The following is an 18,764-nucleotide window of genomic DNA, read 5'->3' as shown; positions in this document are numbered from 1 at the left end:
CGTCAATGCCCCATCGACGCCGACGCGCCCTTGCGCGGACGCGTCAGCCAGACCATCGCGGCGAGCACCAGAAACGCATAGAACGAGATGCGGAAGAAGTCGTTGGTCGACATCATGTACGCCTGCGCGGCCACGACGCGATCCAGTTGCGCGGTGAGCGCTTGCCCCGACAAGCCGACGCCCGCGAGCAAATCCGAATAGGCGGTGGTCGTCTGCGCGTACGGCGTGACCGATTCGGTGAGCACGGCGTGATGCCGGATCATGTCGTTTTCCCAGAACGTGGTGCTCACCGCCGTGCCGATCGCGCCCGACAGCGTGCGCAGGAAATTCGATAGCCCCGCCGCGCCCGCCAGCCTTTCGTCGGAGACGCTGGAGAGGGTGATCGTCGTCATCGGCACGAAGAAGCACGCCACGCCGATGCCCTGAACCAGACGCGGATACACGATGTCGTGGAACGGCGTGTCGAGCGTGAACGTCGAATTCCAGTACGACACGAACGCGAACACGATAAACGCGAAGCTCGCCACGACGCGCAGGTTCATGCGATGCATGTTCTGGCCGATCATCGGCGAAAGCACGAGCGCGAGAATGCCGACGGGCGCGGTCGCGAGTCCCGCGAGCCACGGCGTGTAGCCGAGCACGGTTTGCAGCCACAGCGGCAGCACGACGACCGATCCGAAAAACGCGAGAAAGCCGAGCGACGTGATGAGCACGCCCATTGCGAAATTGCGGTCGCGAAAGAGCGACAAGTCGATGACCGGCTCCTTCTCCGTGATCTCCCACACGAACATGAACGCGAGCGAGATGGCCGCGATGATCGCCAGCGCCACGATGAAGTTCGAATTGAACCAGTCGCGGTCCTTGCCGAGGTCGAGCATCATTTGCAGACTCGCGACGCCGATCACGAGCAGCGCGAGCCCGACGCCGTCGATGCGCTGATTCGTCGTCTTCGTCTCATGGCCGCGCAGGAGGAAGTACGCGATAGCCGCCGAGAACACGCCGATCGGCACGTTGATATAGAAGATCCACGGCCACGTGTAGTTATCCGTGATGTAGCCGCCCATCACCGGGCCGAAGATCGGCGCGACGATCACGGTCATCGCCCAGAGACCGAGCGCGAGCCCGCGCTTTTCCGGCGGATAACTGCGCATGAGGATGGTTTGCGAGAGGGGGACCATCGGGCCGGAGACGAGACCTTGCAGCAGCCGGAAGGCGATCAGCGACTCGAAGTTCTGCGCGAACCCGCACAGCGCCGAGGCGATCGAGAACAGCAGCACGGAAATGGTGAAGAGCTTGACCTCGCCGACGCGCCGCGCGAGCCATCCGGTCAGCGGCACCGCGATCGCGGACGCCACCGAATACGACGAGATGACCCACGTTCCTTCGCTCGTCGCGACGCCGAGGCTGCCGGAGATGGTCGGCACCGCGACGTTGGCGATGGACGTGTCGAGCACTTCCATGAACGTGCCGAGCGCGAGGCCCATCGTCAGCAAGGCGAGGATGCCGCCGGTCAATGGAGCCGGGGCGGCGGGATCGGGCGCGGTCGTGGCGTTCGTCGACATCGTTGTTGTGCTCCAACGCGTGAATTATGTGTGTCGCGGCATTCTCTGCCCAGACAGTGAATAGGGCAACTCGTGCCCGCCCGAACTCGATGGATTGCTCTAGTCGGCGTCGGACTCGTCGAGCCCGCAGCGGGCGCTCGCGTCCGTCGGCGAATTGCCGATGATGCGCGCCAGCATGGCGATCAGCAGGTCCAGTTCCGACCGGCTGAAACCGTGCAGCTGCTCGTTGAGCACCGCCGCGCCGATGGCCGGCAGTTGCGCGGCGGCGTCTAGCCCGCGCTCCGTCAGCTTCAGTTCGACGATGCGCCGGTCGGCGTCGCTGCGCGTGCGGCTGACGAAGCCTTTCTTCTCCAGCCTGTCGAGCATCCGGGTCATCGACCCGCTGTCGTACGACATCTCTCGCGACAGTTCGAGCGGCGTGCGCGCCCGCCCCGACGCCAGCGAAAGGATGACGCCGATCTGCTGCGACGTGAGATCGAGCGGCTTCAGCGCCTCGTCGGTGCGCGCGATCAACACATTGCGCGCCTTCGCGAGGTGATACCCGAGGCTCGTTTCGAGGCGGATCGTGGCGGGATCGTAGAGCGGTTCGCTATCCATGCGGTTTGACGTCGGCGCGGCGTGCCGCGAAACAACAGTGCGAGAAAAAGCAATCGCCAGTATCTTGAAAACTACTTGCACAGTCAATATTATTCTATGCAACGAGTTATGCGCTTAATGCGCCGCCCGAGACCATGTTTTGATCCAGCCGCGTCGTTCCATCGACGCCTGAAGAGACCGTAAATGAGCCGCTTCGCAGAGACCGCCCACACCGCCCGCCGACGCATCGGCCAAGTCAGCAGCACGATCGCCAGTGCTTCCCGTCACTTCGTTCCGCCGAAGCTGAATTCGTGGAAGCTCGCGCTTTATCTGGTCGCGTTCCTGCTGCCGGGCGGCTCGCTGGCGGTGCTCGGAATGGGCTGGTTCGAGAATCGGCATCGGCGCAAGGGCCGAGTAGCGGAGAAAACGGGCGGTGCGTCGTCGCGCGCGCTGATCGGCGGGCCGTGCACGGGCGGCTCGACTGGCCGTTAAATCGCGGTCATGGTCACGAGTAACGCGCCGTAACGTATAACGTCCCGCGCGTAACACCAACCTTACGGCTATGCCGTTACCCTAACGTCTGCCCGACGCCCGCTGCGAATCGCCAGCGGGCGTTCCGTTACCATCTCGGCTGACCGCGTTCGCCGCATCGGACGAACCGCCGCCAACCGAATTCTCGACAAGCAGATGCCGTATCGCCCCGCCGTTTCCGCTTCCATCACGTCGCGCCATCCCGCCGCTCGCCGCACCGCGCGCAATCTGAGGGCCATTGCGATTGCCGCCGCCTGCGCGGTCTTCATCGCGGGTTGCGCCGTCGGCCCGGATTATCAGCGTCCCGCCACGCCGATGCCCGCTGCGTACAAGGAAGCGCCCGAAGGCTGGAAAGTCGCCGAGCCCGCCGACCGCACGGACCGCGGCGACTGGTGGACCGTCTACGACGACGAGCAACTGAACGATCTCGAAGCGCGTCTGAACCAGTCGAACCAAACCATCGCGCAGTACGCTGCCGCGTATCGCCAGGCGCGCGCGCTCGTCGGCGAGGCGCGGGCGGCGTATTTCCCGACTATCGGGGCGTCCGCGTCGGCGTCGCGTTCGGGCAGCCGCCTGACGACCGGCACAGCCACGAGCCGCAGCACGGTCGGCAACGACTACAGTCTCGCGCTCGATGCATCGTGGGAGCCGGACTTGTGGGGCAGCATCGGCCGGACGGTGACGGCGCAGAAGGCGGGGCAGCAGGGCGCCGCAGCGGACCTCGCCAACGCGCGTCTGTCCGCTCAGGCGACGCTCGCGCAGACCTACTTCCAGTTGCGCGCACTCGACGCGCAGCAAAAGCTGCTCGACGAGACCGTTGCCGCGTATCAGCAGTCGCTCAGGCTCACGCAGAACCAGTACGCGCAAGGCATCGTCGCGCGCTCGGATGTGATTCAGGCGCAGACGCAGTTGCAGTCGGCGCAGGCCGCAGCGATCGACAACGGCGTGGCACGCGCGCAATACGAGCATGCCATCGCGGTGCTCGTCGGCGAGCCGGCGTCGACGTTCTCGCTCCCCGCGATGCCGCTCGACGCCACGCCGCCGACCGTTCCCACCGCGATGCCGTCCGCGCTGCTGGAGCGGCGTCCCGATATCGCGTCGGCCGAGCGCAAGGCGGCGGCGGCGAACGAACAAATCGGCATCGAGATGGCGGCGTATTTCCCGACACTCACGCTGTCGGCGCAGGGCGGGTTCGAAAGCTCGGTGCTGTCGCAATTGCTGCGCGCGCCGTCGCGTTTCTGGACGCTCGGGCCGGATATCGCCGCGACGATTTTCGACGGCGGCTTGCGCGCGGCGCGTACCGAAGCGGCCCGCGCCGCGTACGATCAGAACGTCGCGACGTATCGGCAAACGGTGCTGACCGCGTTCCAGGACGTCGAAGACAATCTCGCGTCTCTGCGCATTCTGGAGAAGGAAATCGTCGTGCAGCAGCAGGCGGTTCAGTCCGCGCAGCAGGCGCTCGCCATCATCAATAATCAGTACAAGGCGGGAACGGTCGCGTTCATCAGCGTGCTGACCGCGCAGACCACGGCGTTCACGGCGGAGCAGAAGCTCGCAAGCATCGCGGGCCAGCGCATGGTGGCGTCGGTGGGGCTGGTGAAGGCGCTGGGCGGCGGCTGGGACGTCGCGCAGATGAACCGCGAGACGGGCGGCGAGAGGGGCGGCGTTAAGGCGCCGGCGCCGGCTTCCGCGCCCGAGGCCATATCCGCGACGCAAAAGGACTCAGCCGGCGGCTGATGTCGCGCTCTAATAATGGTTGAACGTCAGCGCGACGGTATCCGGATCGGTGTGTCGGCCGAGCAGATTCAAGAGTCCCGCGAGATTTTCGCGCTGCGCCGGTTCAGCCTTTGCAGTGCCTTCGAAGGTCGTCGCGTCTTGCGAGATCACGCCGCTGCCGGTCAACAGCAGAGGGCCCCGGGTTGTCGAGAGATCAATGCTAGCCGTCGCCCCTTGCGCCTGCAACGCGACCCGATACGACCCGAGCGGCTTCACCCGCGACACGCGCGAAGCCATGTCGTCCAGCGTCACCACGAACTGTCCGTAAGCATTCCTGCCGAGCAAGCGGAATTCGGTCCACGAAAGCCGCACCGTCCCCTCGAAATTCAGCGTATTGAACGGCGCGCCCAGACCGGCGAGCAGCGTCGCCGGAACCGCGATTCCGCCCGCCGATAGCGTCGCGCCGCGCGTCGTGGCATCGACGATCACGGGGTCCGGCATCGCCTCCGTCTGCCGCATGGTCATGTGCACGCGGCCGGTGAAAAGCGGCCAGAACGCCGTCGTCCATTCGATGCGCCCCGGCAGCAGCGTCGCGCCGGAGCCGTCGCTGCTCGCCGCGAGCATCAGCGTCGCCGAGCCGCGCCAGAGCGAACCCGAAGGATCGGCGAGATTCACGTGGCCGCCCGTCGCCTTCGCGAACTGCGGCGTGATCCACGCGGCGGGCATCATCACGAGCAGCGTTCCCGCCACCGACAGCACCATCACGATAAGTCCCGGCAACGCGAGCCTGAGTCGGCGAGTCCAGTAGCTCATTTGACGCTGGCCGGTTGCAGCGATGCCGTCAGATCAACCTGACCGTCCGGCTTCAGCGCCTGAATGTGCGCCTCCGACACCTGCACCTTGAACTGCTTGCGCGCGTCGTCGAGCCACATCGTCCAGTTCGGGAACGACGCGTTCTTCAACTGAATCTGCACCGCCGCGCCGATGACCTGTACCTGCGTCGGCTGCATGTTGTTGTCCGCGAGCGACTTCGCGAGCGCATCGCGCAGCGCGCCGCCCGTCGGCGTCACGCCCTCGGCGCTGCCCGCGAGCGAGCGCGCTTCGTTCGCTTGCGCGGTCATCGTGGCGAGCTGGCGCTGCATCGTCGGCAAGGTGTCGCGCAGGCGGGCGCGGCCTTCGTACGCGGGCGCCCACAGCACGAGATAAACCAGCGCGATGCCGAGCAGCAGGCCGCCCCACATCAATAGCGTTTTTTCGCGCGGCGTGCGCGCCTCCCAGAACTCGGAGAGCGTTCGTCCGATTTCCGCTTTCATTGGCCGCTCCTGATGGTCCATTTGCCGGTGTTCGTGTCGATCGCGCCGTTCAGCCCGTTGGCGGCGAGGCGCTTGCCGAGGTCAGGATCGACCTTGGTGTCCGGCTTGAAAGTCACTTCGAGATGACGGTCGCGATAATCCAGCCCGGCGATGCCGTTCACCGGCACCGGACCGAGCGAGCGCGCGAGGCCGTCCGCGAGCGACAGAAAATCCGACGGCGAGAGTTCGCCCGACGCCACGCGCAGCCGGTCGAGATTGCGCGACATCTGATCCGGCGCGTCGAGCACGGTCGTGGTTTTGGGGAACGCGTTGAGCAGCAGTTCGGTCATCTGCGCGTTGATGGCGTCGCGCTGGCGCGAAAGCTGAATCCACTGCACGTTGATGCCGACAATCGACACGATGACCGACGCCGCCACGAGCGCGATCGGCACGCGCAGGCGGCGCATGGTCGCGCGGTCGAGCCGCCACGGCTGCGCCGCGAATTCGAACTGGCACAGGTCGAAGCGGCTCGCGAGCGCATTGCGGGCGAGCGCCTCGAACGCGAGCGGCTGCGCGCCCGCGATGGCCGCATGTCTGCCCGACGCCGCGAGGCGCGGCTCGTCGCCGGGAATATCGGCGAGCGAATACAGCGTGAGCGGATGCTCGCCCGCGAGTGCATCGAGCGTGGGCGCAATCGAATCGACGGGCAGCGCGAGCCCTTCGCCGAGCGCCGCGCGTTCGCCGCGCGCGATGGCGATTTCGACGCGCGGCGCGCCGCCGCTCGCGGGCGCCGCCGCCTGCACCTCACCGATCAGCGCGGGCGCGGTCGAAATCACGTTGCCGAGCAATCCCGCGATGAAGGGCGTCGGCGGCGCTTCGGCTTCGGCGGTTTGCTCTTCGCCTTCCGGCGTCGCGATGACAGGCGCGGCGGCCGGAACGGGCAGGCAGCGCATCGCAGGAACCGCCTTCAGATTGCGATGCCCGGTGCTCATGAACGCATCGCAGACAAAGCGGAACCAGCCGCGATCGATCACCGCGACCACGCGCCGTCCGTCGGCGAGCGAGACCGGATCGACGGCGATGTGGCACGTCTGCGGGTCCTGAATCAACTGGTCTTCGACCACGTTCGGCAGTGCCTGGCGCAGCCTCGGACCTTTGAGCGGCGGAACGGTAGCGGCGAGCAGCAGCGTGTCGCGCGCCGCGACGATCAGCACGGTCGCATTCGCGCGCGGCAGAACGCCGACAGCGGCGCGGCCGGCGCGTTGCGTCTCGCCGCGCTTGTCCAGCAGCAGAAACGGCAGGTCGGGCAGTTGCCACTCCTGCGAGCGCACGGCGGGATCGCGCGGCGGTAATAGAACGATCAGTGTGCTCAAAGGCCACTTCCTCTTGTCAGTAACAGCGTCATCAGAGCGCGTCGCGCGTAAAGACGATGCGCGTGGTGTGCGTCGTCGGATCGCGGTACACGAGCGTCGTGCGCTCCAGTTGCGCGCGCTCATGTTCGACGCGGCCGTGAATCACAAAATAGCGCGTGGTCACGTCGAGCTGGTTCGGATCGATCGACGTGGAACGGACGCCCGCGCCGGTCAACGCGAGCTGCACGTTGCCGATATCGTGGAAAAACACCGTCTCGCGCCGGGCGACGAACGCCTGCGCCTGCGAGAGGCTCATGCCCGGCACCACGGCCGCGACCACCGTGGCGGGCGCGGTGTTCATGTTCACCGAGGTCGTCGTCGGCAGCACGGTCACGAACGGCCGCAGCTTCGCGACCGCTTCGGCCGAAAAGCCGGGCACGTCGAGCAGGGAATCCACGGTGATCATTTGCAGCGGCGCGACGGGCGCGTCGCTATCGGCGTCCTTGAGGCCGGGATCGTCGGTGAAATTGCCGCCGCCCGTGCCGCCGCCTTGCGCAATCGCCGCCATGGCTTCCGCAGGCGAGCTCGCAGCTGTCGCGCCGTTGCCCGTCTGCGTCTGGAAGCGCGTGGCGGAGCGCGAAAGTCCCGCGCGCATCTGCAAGGCGACCGTCTTCGCGAGCGATCCGTTGATGCCGAGCATCGTCAGAAGGCGCTGAAACGCCTGAATCTGCTCGACGTTGATGGTCAGCACGCCGGGCGTCGGCGTCGCGACGAGGTTGCGCAAGTTGAACTTCGCCTGCGCGTCTTCGATGGAGCCGGACAGAAACGTCTGCGCGCCTTCCTGCGAGCGCACTTCGCCGATCTGCCCGAGAAAGTCGGAGAGCTTCGTCTTCGCGATCGGCACGCCCCACACGCCGCCGAGATACGTGACGGTCGGCGAAGTATCGGCTTCCGAACGCAGAATGAGGCGCGTCCAGTCGAGCGCGCTGCGCGAAATCCACTGCGCCTGCGCAAGCAGCCGCTGATTTTCGATGCGCCGCACTTGCACCTGCTGCCGCCACAACATGCCCGAGACGAGAATCGACGAGAGCGCGACCACCAGCAACGCGCTGATGATCGCGACGCCGCGCTGTCTTTTGCTCAGGCCCGATGCACGCATCGTCATTCTCCGACCAGAAACACGCGCGTGATCGGCACGCGCAGATTCGGCGCGCCGACCGCCACCTGAATGCCCGACACGGCACGCGCGAGCGGCGCGTTCCCGAGTTGCGGCACCTTCAGATTGTTGTCGTTCTCGTTGATCTGCGAAAGCACGTCGGCCATGCGCGTCGTCCAGCCCTTCTGCGGAATGTAGACGCGCGTCGCGAGCGACCGCACGCCGCCCAGCAACGGAACCGCGCTCCAGCCATCGGCGGTATCGCTCGATGAAAGCGCGCGCCGCACTTCGCCGACGTTTTCGAGCGGCGGCGACGCGAATCGCACGATGCGCCCGTCCGTCAGCCGGTAGCGCACGACCTGCAGGCGCGGCGCGGTGGCCGGCGCGAACACGCCACGCACGATCTGCAGCGACCCGTTGCCGAGCGAGACGGCGGGCTGGCCGGCTTCGTCGTCGGTCGCGGCCTGACGCGCGTCGATGCGCATCTGATCGAACAACTGCGCGACCACGCGCTCGTCTTCCATCGCGTTCGTGATGGTCGCGCGGCCGCGAATGATCTGGTCCAGCCCGCGCCACGACAACACGGCGATCACCGCGAGAATGGCGATGGCGATGAGCATTTCGAGCAGCGTGAAACCGCGCTGCCGCCGCGTCGCGCGGCGCGGCTCAGAGCGAACGATTCGTTTCATTCGCCACCACCGTGACCATCTGCGCGAGATAACCGGCGCGCCCGGGCGTCGCGACGAACATTTCGACGCGACGGAAAATAGGATTCGGCGTGGCCGAGACGCGCTGCGTGCAAACGAGCTTCAGGTTGCCCTGCGAGCAGTCGAACGTGCGCGAGCCGATGTCCGGAAACACATGCGCGAGCCGCAGTTGCGCGAGTTCGTTGTCCGCGCTCCATCCCGCGAGCAGACGCCGATGCAGGTCCGCTTCGCTCGTCGCCATCGACCCGACCGCGCGCAGCGACGCGGCGAGCGCCACCGCGAGGATCGCCAGCGCGACGAGCACTTCGATCATCGTGAAGCCGCGTTGTACAGATGGTGACCGCATCACCGCACCTGAAAGCGGCCGTTGCCGCTGCCGATGATCGTCGCGCGCCCCACCGCCGAAACGAGCGTGATTTCCATGGGCGTGTCGATGGCTTCGGTGCCGAAGACGAGCCGGCTCACGGTCTTGTCGGAATCGAGAAACTGAATGCTCACGCTCGTCACGCCGCCTTCCCAGCGGCGGGCGCGCAGAAGGTCGTCGCGCAGCGGGCGCCAGCCGTCTTCGGTGCGGATGTCGAAGCGGAACCCGCCTTCCACCGGCTGAAACGCGATCGGCCGGGCGCGCACTTGCGCTTCGTCGCCCGCCGATTCGAACAGCAGCGCGAGCCGTTGCGCTTCTTCGTTCAGGTCGGTGCGCGGATTGCGCGTGAGCTGCAGCGACGCAAGCGACACGAGCAAGCCCGCGATGACCAGCACGACGAGCATTTCCAGCAGCGTGAAACCCGCATTGCGACGCGCCGCCCTGTGCCTGCCGTGCCTGTTCACTTCACGTTCCTTTTACTGCCACGAGCCGACGTCGGCATCGTTGCCCTCGCCGCCCGCCTTGTTGTCCGCGCCGTAGCTGAACACGTCGATCTCGCCGTGCACGCCCGGATTCAGATATTGATACTGGCCACCCCACGGATCGGCCGGCAGGCGTTCGAGATAGCCGCCGTCCTTCCAGTTGTTCGGCACGGGTTCCGTCGTGGGCTTTTCGACGAGCGCGCGCAGACCCTGCTCCTGCGTCGGATAACGGCCGTTGTCCAGCCGGTACAGCTTCATGGCCTGCATGATGGTGCCGATGTCCTGCTTCGCGGCCACGCGGCGCGCTTCGTCGGGGCGGCTCATGATCTTCGGCACGATCAGCGCGGCGAGAATGCCGAGAATCGCGATCACGACCATGATCTCGATGAGCGTAAAACCCCGTTGACGGCGCGCCTTGGCCTTGGTGATTTCCATGCGGCGTTGCGTCCACATTTGCATGACTGCTACCTCGTGTTGATTCAGGGCTTGCGCCCGCTTGATTTAAGAAACATGCGGCTTCGTTTGACCGAAGCCGCCGAGCATTCTATCGACCGGCTTTCATCGCGCCGTGACCGCTGTCAACGCGCGGCCTGGCGTGCTCAACGGACGTAGATCGTCGGTCCGGGCGGCACGGGCGGCAGGAAGATTTCCGACTTCACGCCGTTGCGCTCGACGATGATCGAACGCGCTTTCACCTGCGAGAGCTTCACGCCCTGCGCGAGCGGCCCGCCGAGCGACACCGCGCGCGGCGGCTCGCCGCCGTAGCTGACGATGGCCGCCGCGCCGCCTTGCAGCGCGAGAATGCCGAACAGATGCACGTCCGAATTCGCTTGCCGCTCCAGTTGTCCGCCGAAGATCGTCGCGGCCTGTTCGACCGACGGCGTGCGCGTCGCGGCGGCGGCAGGCAGCGGCGCGGTCTGGCGAGAAGTCAGCGTGACGACCCAATAAGTCACCGTCACGCAAAAGAGCGCGAGAGCGGCGAGCGTGAGCAGGCGGGTTTGCAGGGCGTTCATTACTGCACCAGATTATTCAGTTCGATGATCGGCAGCATCACCGCGAGCACGATCACCAGCACGACGCCGCCCATCGCGAGAATCAGCAGCGGTTCCAGCAGGCTCGTGAGGAACATCGTGCGGCGTTCGAGTTCGCGCGCTTCGCCTTCGGACGCCCGGTCGAGCATCGTGGTGACGTCGCCGGTGGCTTCGCCCGAGCGGATCAAATGCACCAGCACGGGCGGGAACGTTTTCGTATTGGCGAGCGCGCGAGAGAGCGCCGAGCCTTCGCGCACGCGCACGATGGCGTCGTCGACGTTCTGGCGCATCGCGGTATTGCTCAACGTTTCGCCAGCCGCCTGCAGCGCGCGCAGGATCGGCACGCCGGCTGCCGTGAGAATCGCGAGCGTGCTGGCAAAGCGCACCGTGTTATAGCCGCGCACCAGCTTGCCGACGAGCGGCGCCGTCAAGAGCCAGCGGTCGAACGCCAGGCGCGGTCCGGGCCGCGACAGAATGCGCCGCACGATCCACGCGACCAGCACCACGCCGATCAGCACCGCCCACCAGTAACTGCGCACGAAGGCGGACAGCGCCATCATCATCACGGTGAGAAACGGCAGCGCCTGCTTCGTGCTGGCGAACACGTTCACCACTTGCGGCACCACGTAACTCAACAGGAAGGTGACGATGCCGAACGCGATGATCGTCACGATGCCCGGATACGTGAACGCGAGAACGATCTTCTGCTTCAACGCGTTGCGCTGCTCGATGTAGTCCGCGAGACGCGAAAGCACGAGCCCGAGCTTGCCGGTATGCTCGCCCGCCGCGACGAGCGCGCGATAGATCTCCGGGAAGTCCTTCGGATGCTGCGCGAGCGCGTTCGCAAACGAATGGCCGCCGAGCACTTCGGCGCGGATCGCGGCCATCAGTTCGCGAATGTAATCGCGCTCGGATTGCTCGGTGAGCACGGACAACGTTTCGCCGAGCGGCAGGCCGGCGATCAACAGACTCGCGAGCTGGCGCGTGAGAATGGCCTGCTCGCGCTGCGAGAGCCGTCGCCCGAGCGAGAGCCGCTGCTGCCGTTCGCCGCGCGTGCGCGTGCCCGCGGCCTCGACGACGAGCGGCGTCAGTCCTTGCGTGCGCAGATGGCTGCGCGCGGCGCGGGCGCTGTCGGCGTCGAGCACGCCGGTCTGCGTCTTGCCCGCCTGGTCGATGGCTTCGAAACGGAACGCCGGCATACGCTTATTCTCCGCCTGTCACGCGCAGCACTTCTTCGAGCGATGTCACGCCCGCGTTCAGCCAGCGGTTCGCGTCCTCGCGCAGCGTGCGCATGCCGTGCGCGCGGCCCGCCGCGAGAATCTCGGCGTCGGCGGCGTTGCGATGAATCAGCGGGCGAATGGCGTCGTCGATCAGCAGCAGTTCGTACACGCCGCGCCGGCCCACGTAGCCCGACTGGCCGCATCGGTCACAACCGACAGGATGCCAGTGCTTCACGCCGTCTTCTTCCTCGCGCTCCTCCTTGCACACCGGGCACAACTGGCGCACGAGACGCTGCGCGAGCACGCCCAGCAGCGACGACGCGAGCAGATACGGCTCCACGCCCATGTCCGTGAGACGCGTGACGGCGGAGGCCGCGTCGTTCGTGTGCAGCGTCGCGAGCACGAGGTGGCCGGTCAGCGACGCCTGCACCGCGATATGTGCGGTTTCCAGGTCGCGGATTTCACCGATCATGATGATGTCCGGGTCCTGACGCAGAATGGAGCGCAGCGCCCGCGCGAACGTCATGCCGATGCGCTCGTTCACCTGCGTCTGGCCGATGCCCGACAGATCGTATTCGATCGGGTCTTCCACCGTCATGATGTTGGTGGTCGTGGTTTCCAGCCGCGACATCGACGCATACAGCGTGGTCGTCTTGCCGGAGCCGGTCGGCCCGGTCACGAGCACGATGCCGTGCGGCCGGCCGATCAGCTTGTCGAACTGGACGAGCGTGTCGCGCGCCATGCCGAGCGTTTCGAGGTTCAGCCGCTGCGCGTCCTTTTCGAGCAGACGCAGCACGGCGCGCTCACCGTGGCCGGTCGGCAGCGTGGACACGCGCACATCGACCGGACGGCCGCCGACGCGCAGCGTGATGCGGCCGTCCTGCGGCAAACGTTTCTCGGCGATATCGAGCTGCGCCATGATCTTGATGCGCGAAATCAGCGCGCCGTGCAACGCCTTCTTCGGACGCACGACGTCGCGCAAGGTGCCGTCGACGCGAAAGCGCACGACCGACGCGTTCTCGAACGGCTCGATGTGAATATCCGACGCCTGTTCGCGCGCCGCCTGCGTCAGCAGCGCGTTGATCATGCGGATGATCGGCGCGTCGTCTTCGGATTCCAGCAGGTCTTCCACTTCCGGAATGTCCTGCATCAGGCGCGACAGATCGACTTCGCCTTCCACTTCGCCGACCACCTGGGCCGCGCTGCCGTCGTTACGGGCGTACGCCGAGTTGATCGCGGCGGCGAGTTCGTCGCCGGACTTGCGGACAATCGTGAGTGCGCCGAAATTGCGCGCGACTTCCGCGAGCGCCGCGTCGTTCGTGCGCTCGCTGATCCACACTTCGATGCCGTCGGCATGCTGCTGGGCGACCAGAATCTGGCCGGTACGCGCGAAGCCGTAGGGCACGAGCCGCGCTGCGAGCGGCGACGCGGCCGTTGCTTCCGTCGCGGTCGTGGTTTCGGCTTCGGCGTTCAGCGTGTTCACGGCTGTCCTCCCGTCTGATTGCCGCCGAGCGGCGCGGCGCTCGGCGCGTTGTTCGGCACCGCATAGCCCGTCGCGGCGTTGCCGGGCATGGCGTTCGTCGCCGCGTTGCCGGGCATCGCGTTGGTCGCGCCGTTCGCGGGCGCCGGGTAACTATTCTGCGGCGCACTCTGATACGGCTGCGGCGCGGGACCCGCGTTCGGGTCCTGCGGCAGCGTCGAGCTGGGCACGCCGCGCGTCAGGTTGTTCCAGTCGAGCAGATTCTGGGCCGGGGCGCCACCGCCTTCGCTCGGACCGAGCGGCTTCGGCGGCATCATCGGCACGTTCTGATCCTTGACGATGCGGTTGTCCGTTGTCGAACCGTACTGCTGATTGCGCAGATATTCATAGCGCGTATTGGCGATCTGCGAGGCCGTCGCCTGATCGCGAACGATCACCGGGCGCAGGAACACCATGAGGTTCGTCTTCGTGCGCGTCTTGCTTTCGCTGCGGAACAGGCTGCCGATGAACGGAATGTCGCCCAGCAGCGGAATCTTGCTGTTGTTGTTGTTGTACTGATCCTGCATCAGCCCGCCCAGCACGACGATCTCGCCGTCGTCGGCCAGAATGGTCGATTGCACCGAGCGCGTGTTGATGGTCACGCCGCCCGGATCGGTCTTGGTCGTCGCGTCGACGCTCGAATCTTCCTGATAGATCTGGAGCTTGAGCACGCCGCCGTCGGTGATCTGCGGCTTCACGTGCAACGTCACGCCCACGTCGCGGCGGTCGAACGTGTTGAACGCGGTCACGGACGTGGCGGCGTTCGCGGTCGGCGTGGCGTACGAGCCCGTCACCACCGGCACGTTTTGGCCGACGACGATCTTCGCTTCCTCGTTGTCCAGCGTGATCAGGTTCGGCGTGGACAAAATGTTCGCATCCGCCGAGGTAGAGAGCGCCTGAAGCAGGCCGCCGAGCCCGAACAGATTGCCGAAGCGGTGCAGCAGACCGATGTTCAGGCCGTTCGCGAGCAGGCCCGTGGTCGAGGTGACCGCCGACGGATTCTGCGCGATTGCATTGCCCTGGAGCGTCAGGTCGAAGATGTTCGTGTTGCCCGAGCCGAAGCTCGTGCTGCCGTACAGCGCGTTGTTGCCGCCGTTCGAGAGCAGCAGGCCCTGCCACTGAATGCCGAGATTCGCGCCGCTCGTGGCCGAGAGTTCGACGATCAGCGCTTCGATATAGACCTGAGCACGGCGCGCGTCGAGCTGGTCGATCACCGTGCGCAGATTGCGGTAGACCGGATCGGCTGCCGTGATGATGAGCGAATTCGTCGCGGAATCCGCCTGGATCATGCCGCCGCCGCTCGTGTCGTTGCCGGTGTCGTTGTCCTTGTTCGAGGAGAAGCCCGTGTCGCGCGTGCCGCCGGTGCCGGACATCGGGTTATTGCCCGTACCCGAACCGCTGCTGCCGAGGCCGCCGGGCAACGGCGGAACGCCTGAGGTGCCCGTGGAAGTCGACGAGTTGCCGAGCCCGCTTTGCCCGAAGGAATTCGACGAGTTGGAGCCTGAGCTGCTCGACGAGTTGTCCGAGTTGCCGCCGCCCTTGCCCAGCATGGCGCGCAGCGTCTTGGCAAGCCGCGTCGCGTCCGCGTTGCGCAGCGGCACGACGTGCATATTGCCCGGCTCCGACGTCGGCGCATCGAGCTTTTTCGCGAGCGCCTTGGCCGCCGCGAGCCGCGCGCTGCTGGAGGCACGGAACATCAGCGAATTGGTGCGCGCATCGGGCGTGACGGTGACTTTCAGCGTCGCGTCCGTGCTGCCGATGGTGCCGGGATCGAGCAGCTTGTTCATCTGATCCGCGACATCGATTGCGTTCGCGTTCTTCAGCTGCACGATGTCGACTTCACGGCCCGCCGCTGTGTCGATGCCCGCGATGATGCCCGCGATGCGCCGCACATTGTCCGCGTAGTCCGTGACGACGAGCGTGTTGTTCGCCGGGTAGGCCGCGATGGTGTTGTTCGGCGAAATGAGCGGCCGCAGCACCGGCAGAATGTTGTTCGCCGATTCGTTGTGCAGCACGAACACCTGCGTGACGACCTGATCGCCGCGCGCCGGCGGCGCATTGCCGACGTAGGTCGGCACGCCTTGCAGCTTGGCGTCGGCTTCGGGCACGACTTTCAGGACGCCGTGATCCTGCACGAGCGAGAAGCCCTGCATGCGCAGCGACGCCTGCAGCGTCTTGAGCGCCTGCTCCTCCGGCACCGGATTTTCGGAGACGAGGTTGAGCTGCCCCTTGACGCGGGGATCGACGATGATGGTTTTGCCGGTGGCCGCACCGATCGCCTTCGCGACCTGGTCGATATCGGCATTGACGAAATTCAACGTCACTTGCGCGTGCGCGGCTTGCGCGACGATAAGTCCCGCCGCCAGCAGTGCCGTCGCCATGCGACGCAGTGCCATAGGTTGTCTTCTCATGGATGTGATGTCTGAGCCGGGGTACAAAGAACCGGCTAAGGCAGCACCGTTCGTCAATCCGAGGGCGCTGCCAACCGTGGTGCGAACGTGTCCGCCCGACCACGATTATTTATAAAAATATGACGATAGCAGCTTTGTGTAACGAAATAGTGCAACTTCGTTCGCCGCCGCTTGCGCCCGGCGGCTGCATGCCAAGAGTTCCAGTGCGCTCAAGCTTTCCGACGGCCTGCCGATAACCCATCGGAAGACTTTTGTCAGACAAGCGATGCACACGGGACCCGAATTGTAACCCGATTAGATTACTTTATTATTCATACGTTTAAGAAAGCGCCGATAGTCAGCAGAGGATTCCCGTTGGTTCAATCCGCGGTCCGTTAGACCTATGTCGGCTAGCCAACTTATGGTCGAAGACGTCAGCCGGTATCATACGGGCGGTTCCGTTCCCCCGGCGTCGGCGTAAAGCTCGGGTTTTCCCGATGCCGCCAGCGGCAGCAGAGAGCGGACAACGAATCTTGGCGTACGCGCGAGGCGCGGCGCCGGCAGCATGACGGTTCCGCACGGGCGGATGGAGTAGAACGAAGATGAAGCGATTCCTGCGAATACTTGCGATGGGTTGCGGCACCATGCTGGCGGCCGCCTCCGCTCACGCCGACTGTTTCGACGAAGCAGCGAAGTATCAGAAGGTCAATCCGCTCATTCTGCGCGCCATCGCCTGGCAGGAATCCCACAACAAGCCCGACGCCATCAACAAGAACGCCAATGGCTCGACCGACTACGGGCTCATGCAGATCAACTCCATCCACCTCAACACGCTGTCTCAATACGGCATTTCCAGCGGCACGCTGATGGAGCCGTGCAAGAGCGTCTACGTCGCCGCGTGGCATCTGCGCCAGAAGATGAACAAGTACGGCAATTCGTGGCAGGCCGTCGGTGCTTACCATTCCGAAACGCCCGCGCTGCGCGACAAGTACTCGGCGCAGATCATCGAGATTTTGCGGCGCTGGAAGTTGTTGCAAGCGTCGAAGTAATTCCCGGTTCTTCCGCGCGCGAGCCGCCGCGCCGCTCGGCGCCTTGCCTCCGCTCACCCCGCGTTTGATGCAGAATCGTGACTTCGATTCTCGTCCACACGCCCGCAATGAACCAAACGCCACTGCCAGTCACCGTGCTCTCGGGTTTCGTCGGCGCGGGCAAATCCACGCTCCTCGATGCATTGCGCAACAACAGCGAAGGCGTGCGCATCGGGTCCTTCGCTTGCGGCGCGGGCGAGGATGCGATGCACGGGATCGCCGATGCCATCACGCGACTCGCCGAGCAGCAGCCCCGTTTCGATGCGATCGTGATCGAAGCGCCGCCCGGCGTGAATCCGATGGATATCGCCGAACACTTCGCTTTCGGCGATGACGAAGACGCGCCTTTCGCTGGCCGCGCGCATCTCGATACGTTCGTCACCGTCGTCGATGCATCGACTTTCATGCGCGATTACGCTTCGGCGGAGTCGCTTGCGGAACGCGGCGTCGTGCTGAACGGCGAAGCGTCCGACGAAGACAAAACCGTCGTCGAGGCGCTCGTCGAGCAGATCGAATTCTGCGACGTGATCGTGATGAGCAAGACGGACCTCGTCGGCCAGGACGAACTGGACCGGCTCGCGCACATCTTCCGCGCGTTGAATCCGCGCGCCGTTCTGCTGCGCGCGGAACACGGCAAAGCGCCGCTCGGCGAACTGGTGAACACGGGCCGTTTCGATCTCGACGCGACCGGCAGCGCCGCAGGCTGGCTCGCGATTCTTAACGATGAACACGAAGACGCTAGCGACGCCGCTGCGTCCGGCGTCCGGCATTTTGTTTATCGGGCGCGCAGGCCGTTTCATCCGCAACGGCTCTGGAATCTGCTTCATGAGGAATGGCGCGACGTGCTGCGCGCGAAGGGCTTCTTCTGGCTCGCCACGCGCAGTGTCGTCGGCGGGTCGCTATCACAGGCGGGCGGCACGTTGCGGCACGGTCCGGCTGGCGTATGGTGGGCCGCGCAGGACAGAAGCGAATGGCCAACGGATGATCCCGAACTGGAAGCCGAGATCGTCGCGGAATGGTTCGGCGATCCGGACGACAACAGCATCGGCGATCGACGGCAGGAACTGGTGCTGATGGGCGTCGGTCTCGACATCGACGCATGGCAGCGGAAGTTCGACGCGTGCCTGTTGACCGACGACGAATGGACGCTCGGCAGCGATGCGTGGCAGCAGTTCGACGACCCGTTTCCCGCCTGGGATGTCGAGGACCACGACCATGAGCATGAGCACGATCACGACCACGGTCCCGACTGCGACTGCGAAGACCATCGGCATTAGAAGATGAAAAAAAACCCGCCGATGGCGGGTTTCATGGTCCTCTTGGTCTCCGGCTTTTTTCCGCTCATGCGGACGAACCTGAGTAGCTTGCGCAAGACGGGCGCTATCAAGATACGAACACGGAACAACTAAACACGAGCGATGGCGCTGATAAACGCTGAAAGAGCTGCCAGGCGCTGCGCAGCGAGGGGCCAGGCGCTCAGCGCTTGTTGACTGCGTCCTTGAATGCCTTGCCAGCCGTGAACTTGACGGTCTTGGCGGCCGGAATCTTGATGGATTCGCCGGTCTTCGGATTACGGCCCGTGCGCGCTGCGCGCTTTCCCGAACCGAAGCTGCCGAAACCGATCAACTGAACTGCGTCACCTTTCGAGACAGCCTTCTTGATGACTTCGAGCAACGTGTCCAGCGTTTCGCCGGTTTGAGCTTTGCTGGCGCCGGTCTGAGCGGCTACGGCGTCGATCAATTCCTGTTTGTTCATTAAGGTTCCTTTATCAGTTTAGG

19 protein-coding genes are annotated in these 18,764 nt (G+C 65.3%); 4 read left to right on the top strand and 15 right to left on the bottom strand.

What is annotated here, in order from left to right:
• Nucleotides 1–2: 2 nt before the first annotated feature.
• Nucleotides 3–1,562 carry a DHA2 family efflux MFS transporter permease subunit gene (locus NCR35_RS01100; RefSeq protein WP_250532674.1) on the bottom strand — a complete coding sequence of 520 codons (1,560 nt, stop codon included), beginning with the start codon at nucleotides 1,560–1,562 and terminating at the stop codon, nucleotides 3–5.
• A gap of 99 nt (nucleotides 1,563–1,661) precedes the next feature.
• Nucleotides 1,662–2,159: a MarR family winged helix-turn-helix transcriptional regulator gene (locus NCR35_RS01095; protein ID WP_250532673.1), complete on the bottom strand. Its 498-nt coding sequence runs from the start codon at nucleotides 2,157–2,159 to the stop codon at nucleotides 1,662–1,664.
• 183 nt (nucleotides 2,160–2,342) lie between these two features.
• Here NCR35_RS01095 and NCR35_RS01090 point away from each other — a divergent pair, with 183 nt between their 5' ends.
• Entirely contained in the window at nucleotides 2,343–2,630 is a 288-nt protein-coding gene (locus NCR35_RS01090; RefSeq protein ID WP_250532672.1) for a hypothetical protein, read from the top strand.
• 195 nt (nucleotides 2,631–2,825) lie between these two features.
• A complete protein-coding gene (locus NCR35_RS01085) occupies nucleotides 2,826–4,406 on the top strand; it encodes an efflux transporter outer membrane subunit (protein WP_250532671.1) in 1,581 nt (526 codons plus the stop codon).
• Nucleotides 4,407–4,415: 9 nt separating this feature from the next.
• Here NCR35_RS01085 and NCR35_RS01080 read toward each other — a convergent pair whose 3' ends face one another.
• From NCR35_RS01080 to gspD, 12 genes are all read right to left on the bottom strand, one after another.
• A complete protein-coding gene (locus NCR35_RS01080) occupies nucleotides 4,416–5,198 on the bottom strand; it encodes a type II secretion system protein N (RefSeq protein ID WP_250532670.1) in 783 nt (260 codons plus the stop codon).
• Nucleotides 5,195–5,698, bottom strand: a complete 504-nt coding sequence (locus NCR35_RS01075; RefSeq protein WP_175938736.1) for a type II secretion system protein M — start codon at nucleotides 5,696–5,698, stop codon at nucleotides 5,195–5,197. Before NCR35_RS01075 ends, NCR35_RS01080 begins: the two co-directional genes overlap by 4 nt.
• Entirely contained in the window at nucleotides 5,695–7,050 is a 1,356-nt protein-coding gene (gspL, locus tag NCR35_RS01070) for a type II secretion system protein GspL (protein ID WP_250532668.1), read from the bottom strand. The genes NCR35_RS01075 and gspL overlap by 4 nt, the downstream gene beginning before the upstream one ends.
• A gap of 31 nt (nucleotides 7,051–7,081) precedes the next feature.
• Nucleotides 7,082–8,194 carry a type II secretion system minor pseudopilin GspK gene (gene gspK / locus NCR35_RS01065; RefSeq protein ID WP_250532666.1) on the bottom strand — a complete coding sequence of 371 codons (1,113 nt, stop codon included), beginning with the start codon at nucleotides 8,192–8,194 and terminating at the stop codon, nucleotides 7,082–7,084.
• Entirely contained in the window at nucleotides 8,191–8,874 is a 684-nt protein-coding gene (locus NCR35_RS01060; protein ID WP_244847558.1) for a PulJ/GspJ family protein, read from the bottom strand. The genes gspK and NCR35_RS01060 overlap by 4 nt, the downstream gene beginning before the upstream one ends.
• The gene (gene gspI, locus NCR35_RS01055; RefSeq protein ID WP_206467274.1) at nucleotides 8,852–9,238 is read right to left on the bottom strand and encodes a type II secretion system minor pseudopilin GspI; all 387 of its coding nucleotides are present in this window, start codon (nucleotides 9,236–9,238) and stop codon (nucleotides 8,852–8,854) included. Before gspI ends, NCR35_RS01060 begins: the two co-directional genes overlap by 23 nt.
• Complete coding sequence (locus NCR35_RS01050; RefSeq protein ID WP_255774822.1) at nucleotides 9,238–9,720, bottom strand: GspH/FimT family pseudopilin; 483 nt, start codon at nucleotides 9,718–9,720, stop codon at nucleotides 9,238–9,240. Before NCR35_RS01050 ends, gspI begins: the two co-directional genes overlap by 1 nt.
• A gap of 12 nt (nucleotides 9,721–9,732) precedes the next feature.
• The gene (gene gspG, locus NCR35_RS01045) at nucleotides 9,733–10,197 is read right to left on the bottom strand and encodes a type II secretion system major pseudopilin GspG (RefSeq protein ID WP_244139978.1); all 465 of its coding nucleotides are present in this window, start codon (nucleotides 10,195–10,197) and stop codon (nucleotides 9,733–9,735) included.
• 140 nt (nucleotides 10,198–10,337) lie between these two features.
• Complete coding sequence (locus NCR35_RS01040; RefSeq protein WP_206467272.1) at nucleotides 10,338–10,751, bottom strand: general secretion pathway protein GspC; 414 nt, start codon at nucleotides 10,749–10,751, stop codon at nucleotides 10,338–10,340.
• Entirely contained in the window at nucleotides 10,751–11,968 is a 1,218-nt protein-coding gene (gene gspF / locus NCR35_RS01035; RefSeq protein WP_250532665.1) for a type II secretion system inner membrane protein GspF, read from the bottom strand. The genes NCR35_RS01040 and gspF overlap by 1 nt, the downstream gene beginning before the upstream one ends.
• Nucleotides 11,969–11,972: 4 nt before the next feature.
• The gene (gspE, locus tag NCR35_RS01030) at nucleotides 11,973–13,472 is read right to left on the bottom strand and encodes a type II secretion system ATPase GspE (protein WP_502801626.1); all 1,500 of its coding nucleotides are present in this window, start codon (nucleotides 13,470–13,472) and stop codon (nucleotides 11,973–11,975) included.
• Nucleotides 13,469–15,904 carry a type II secretion system secretin GspD gene (gspD, locus tag NCR35_RS01025; protein WP_250532664.1) on the bottom strand — a complete coding sequence of 812 codons (2,436 nt, stop codon included), beginning with the start codon at nucleotides 15,902–15,904 and terminating at the stop codon, nucleotides 13,469–13,471. Before gspD ends, gspE begins: the two co-directional genes overlap by 4 nt.
• Nucleotides 15,905–16,500: 596 nt before the next feature.
• Between gspD and NCR35_RS01020 the strand changes: the two genes are divergently transcribed.
• Both NCR35_RS01020 and NCR35_RS01015 read left to right on the top strand, forming a co-directional pair.
• A complete protein-coding gene (locus NCR35_RS01020; protein ID WP_250532663.1) occupies nucleotides 16,501–16,947 on the top strand; it encodes a lytic transglycosylase domain-containing protein in 447 nt (148 codons plus the stop codon).
• A gap of 107 nt (nucleotides 16,948–17,054) precedes the next feature.
• A complete protein-coding gene (locus NCR35_RS01015; RefSeq protein ID WP_250532662.1) occupies nucleotides 17,055–18,263 on the top strand; it encodes a GTP-binding protein in 1,209 nt (402 codons plus the stop codon).
• A gap of 199 nt (nucleotides 18,264–18,462) precedes the next feature.
• Here the strand turns inward: NCR35_RS01015 and NCR35_RS01010 are convergent, their stop codons facing one another.
• Entirely contained in the window at nucleotides 18,463–18,741 is a 279-nt protein-coding gene (locus NCR35_RS01010; RefSeq protein ID WP_008352404.1) for an HU family DNA-binding protein, read from the bottom strand.
• Nucleotides 18,742–18,764 lie beyond the last annotated feature (23 nt).

It is taken from the genome of Caballeronia sp. AZ10_KS36, from assembly GCF_023631105.1.
Classification (GTDB): Bacteria; Pseudomonadota; Gammaproteobacteria; order Burkholderiales; family Burkholderiaceae; genus Caballeronia.
Note: the sequence above shows the minus strand (reverse complement) of the source record. Positions and strands in the feature narration are given on the sequence as shown.

Bases quoted from the DNA above. Each gene is read 5' to 3' on its own strand.
- gspI (WP_206467274.1), bottom strand. From the start codon at position 9,238: ATGCGGTCACCATCTGTACAACGCGGCTTCACGATGATCGAAGTGCTC.
- NCR35_RS01015 (WP_250532662.1), top strand. From the start codon at position 17,055: ATGAACCAAACGCCACTGCCAGTCACCGTGCTCTCGGGTTTCGTCGGC.
- NCR35_RS01095 (WP_250532673.1), bottom strand. From the start codon at position 2,159: ATGGATAGCGAACCGCTCTACGATCCCGCCACGATCCGCCTCGAAACG.
- gspK (WP_250532666.1), bottom strand. From the start codon at position 8,194: ATGACGATGCGTGCATCGGGCCTGAGCAAAAGACAGCGCGGCGTCGCG.
- NCR35_RS01090 (WP_250532672.1), top strand. From the start codon at position 2,343: ATGAGCCGCTTCGCAGAGACCGCCCACACCGCCCGCCGACGCATCGGC.
- NCR35_RS01040 (WP_206467272.1), bottom strand. From the start codon at position 10,751: ATGAACGCCCTGCAAACCCGCCTGCTCACGCTCGCCGCTCTCGCGCTC.
- gspF (WP_250532665.1), bottom strand. From the start codon at position 11,968: ATGCCGGCGTTCCGTTTCGAAGCCATCGACCAGGCGGGCAAGACGCAG.
- NCR35_RS01080 (WP_250532670.1), bottom strand. From the start codon at position 5,198: ATGAGCTACTGGACTCGCCGACTCAGGCTCGCGTTGCCGGGACTTATC.
- NCR35_RS01010 (WP_008352404.1), bottom strand. From the start codon at position 18,741: ATGAACAAACAGGAATTGATCGACGCCGTAGCCGCTCAGACCGGCGCC.
- NCR35_RS01060 (WP_244847558.1), bottom strand. From the start codon at position 8,874: ATGAAACGAATCGTTCGCTCTGAGCCGCGCCGCGCGACGCGGCGGCAG.
- NCR35_RS01100 (WP_250532674.1), bottom strand. From the start codon at position 1,562: ATGTCGACGAACGCCACGACCGCGCCCGATCCCGCCGCCCCGGCTCCA.
- NCR35_RS01020 (WP_250532663.1), top strand. From the start codon at position 16,501: ATGAAGCGATTCCTGCGAATACTTGCGATGGGTTGCGGCACCATGCTG.
- NCR35_RS01075 (WP_175938736.1), bottom strand. From the start codon at position 5,698: ATGAAAGCGGAAATCGGACGAACGCTCTCCGAGTTCTGGGAGGCGCGC.
- NCR35_RS01085 (WP_250532671.1), top strand. From the start codon at position 2,826: ATGCCGTATCGCCCCGCCGTTTCCGCTTCCATCACGTCGCGCCATCCC.
- gspD (WP_250532664.1), bottom strand. From the start codon at position 15,904: ATGGCACTGCGTCGCATGGCGACGGCACTGCTGGCGGCGGGACTTATC.
- gspG (WP_244139978.1), bottom strand. From the start codon at position 10,197: ATGCAAATGTGGACGCAACGCCGCATGGAAATCACCAAGGCCAAGGCG.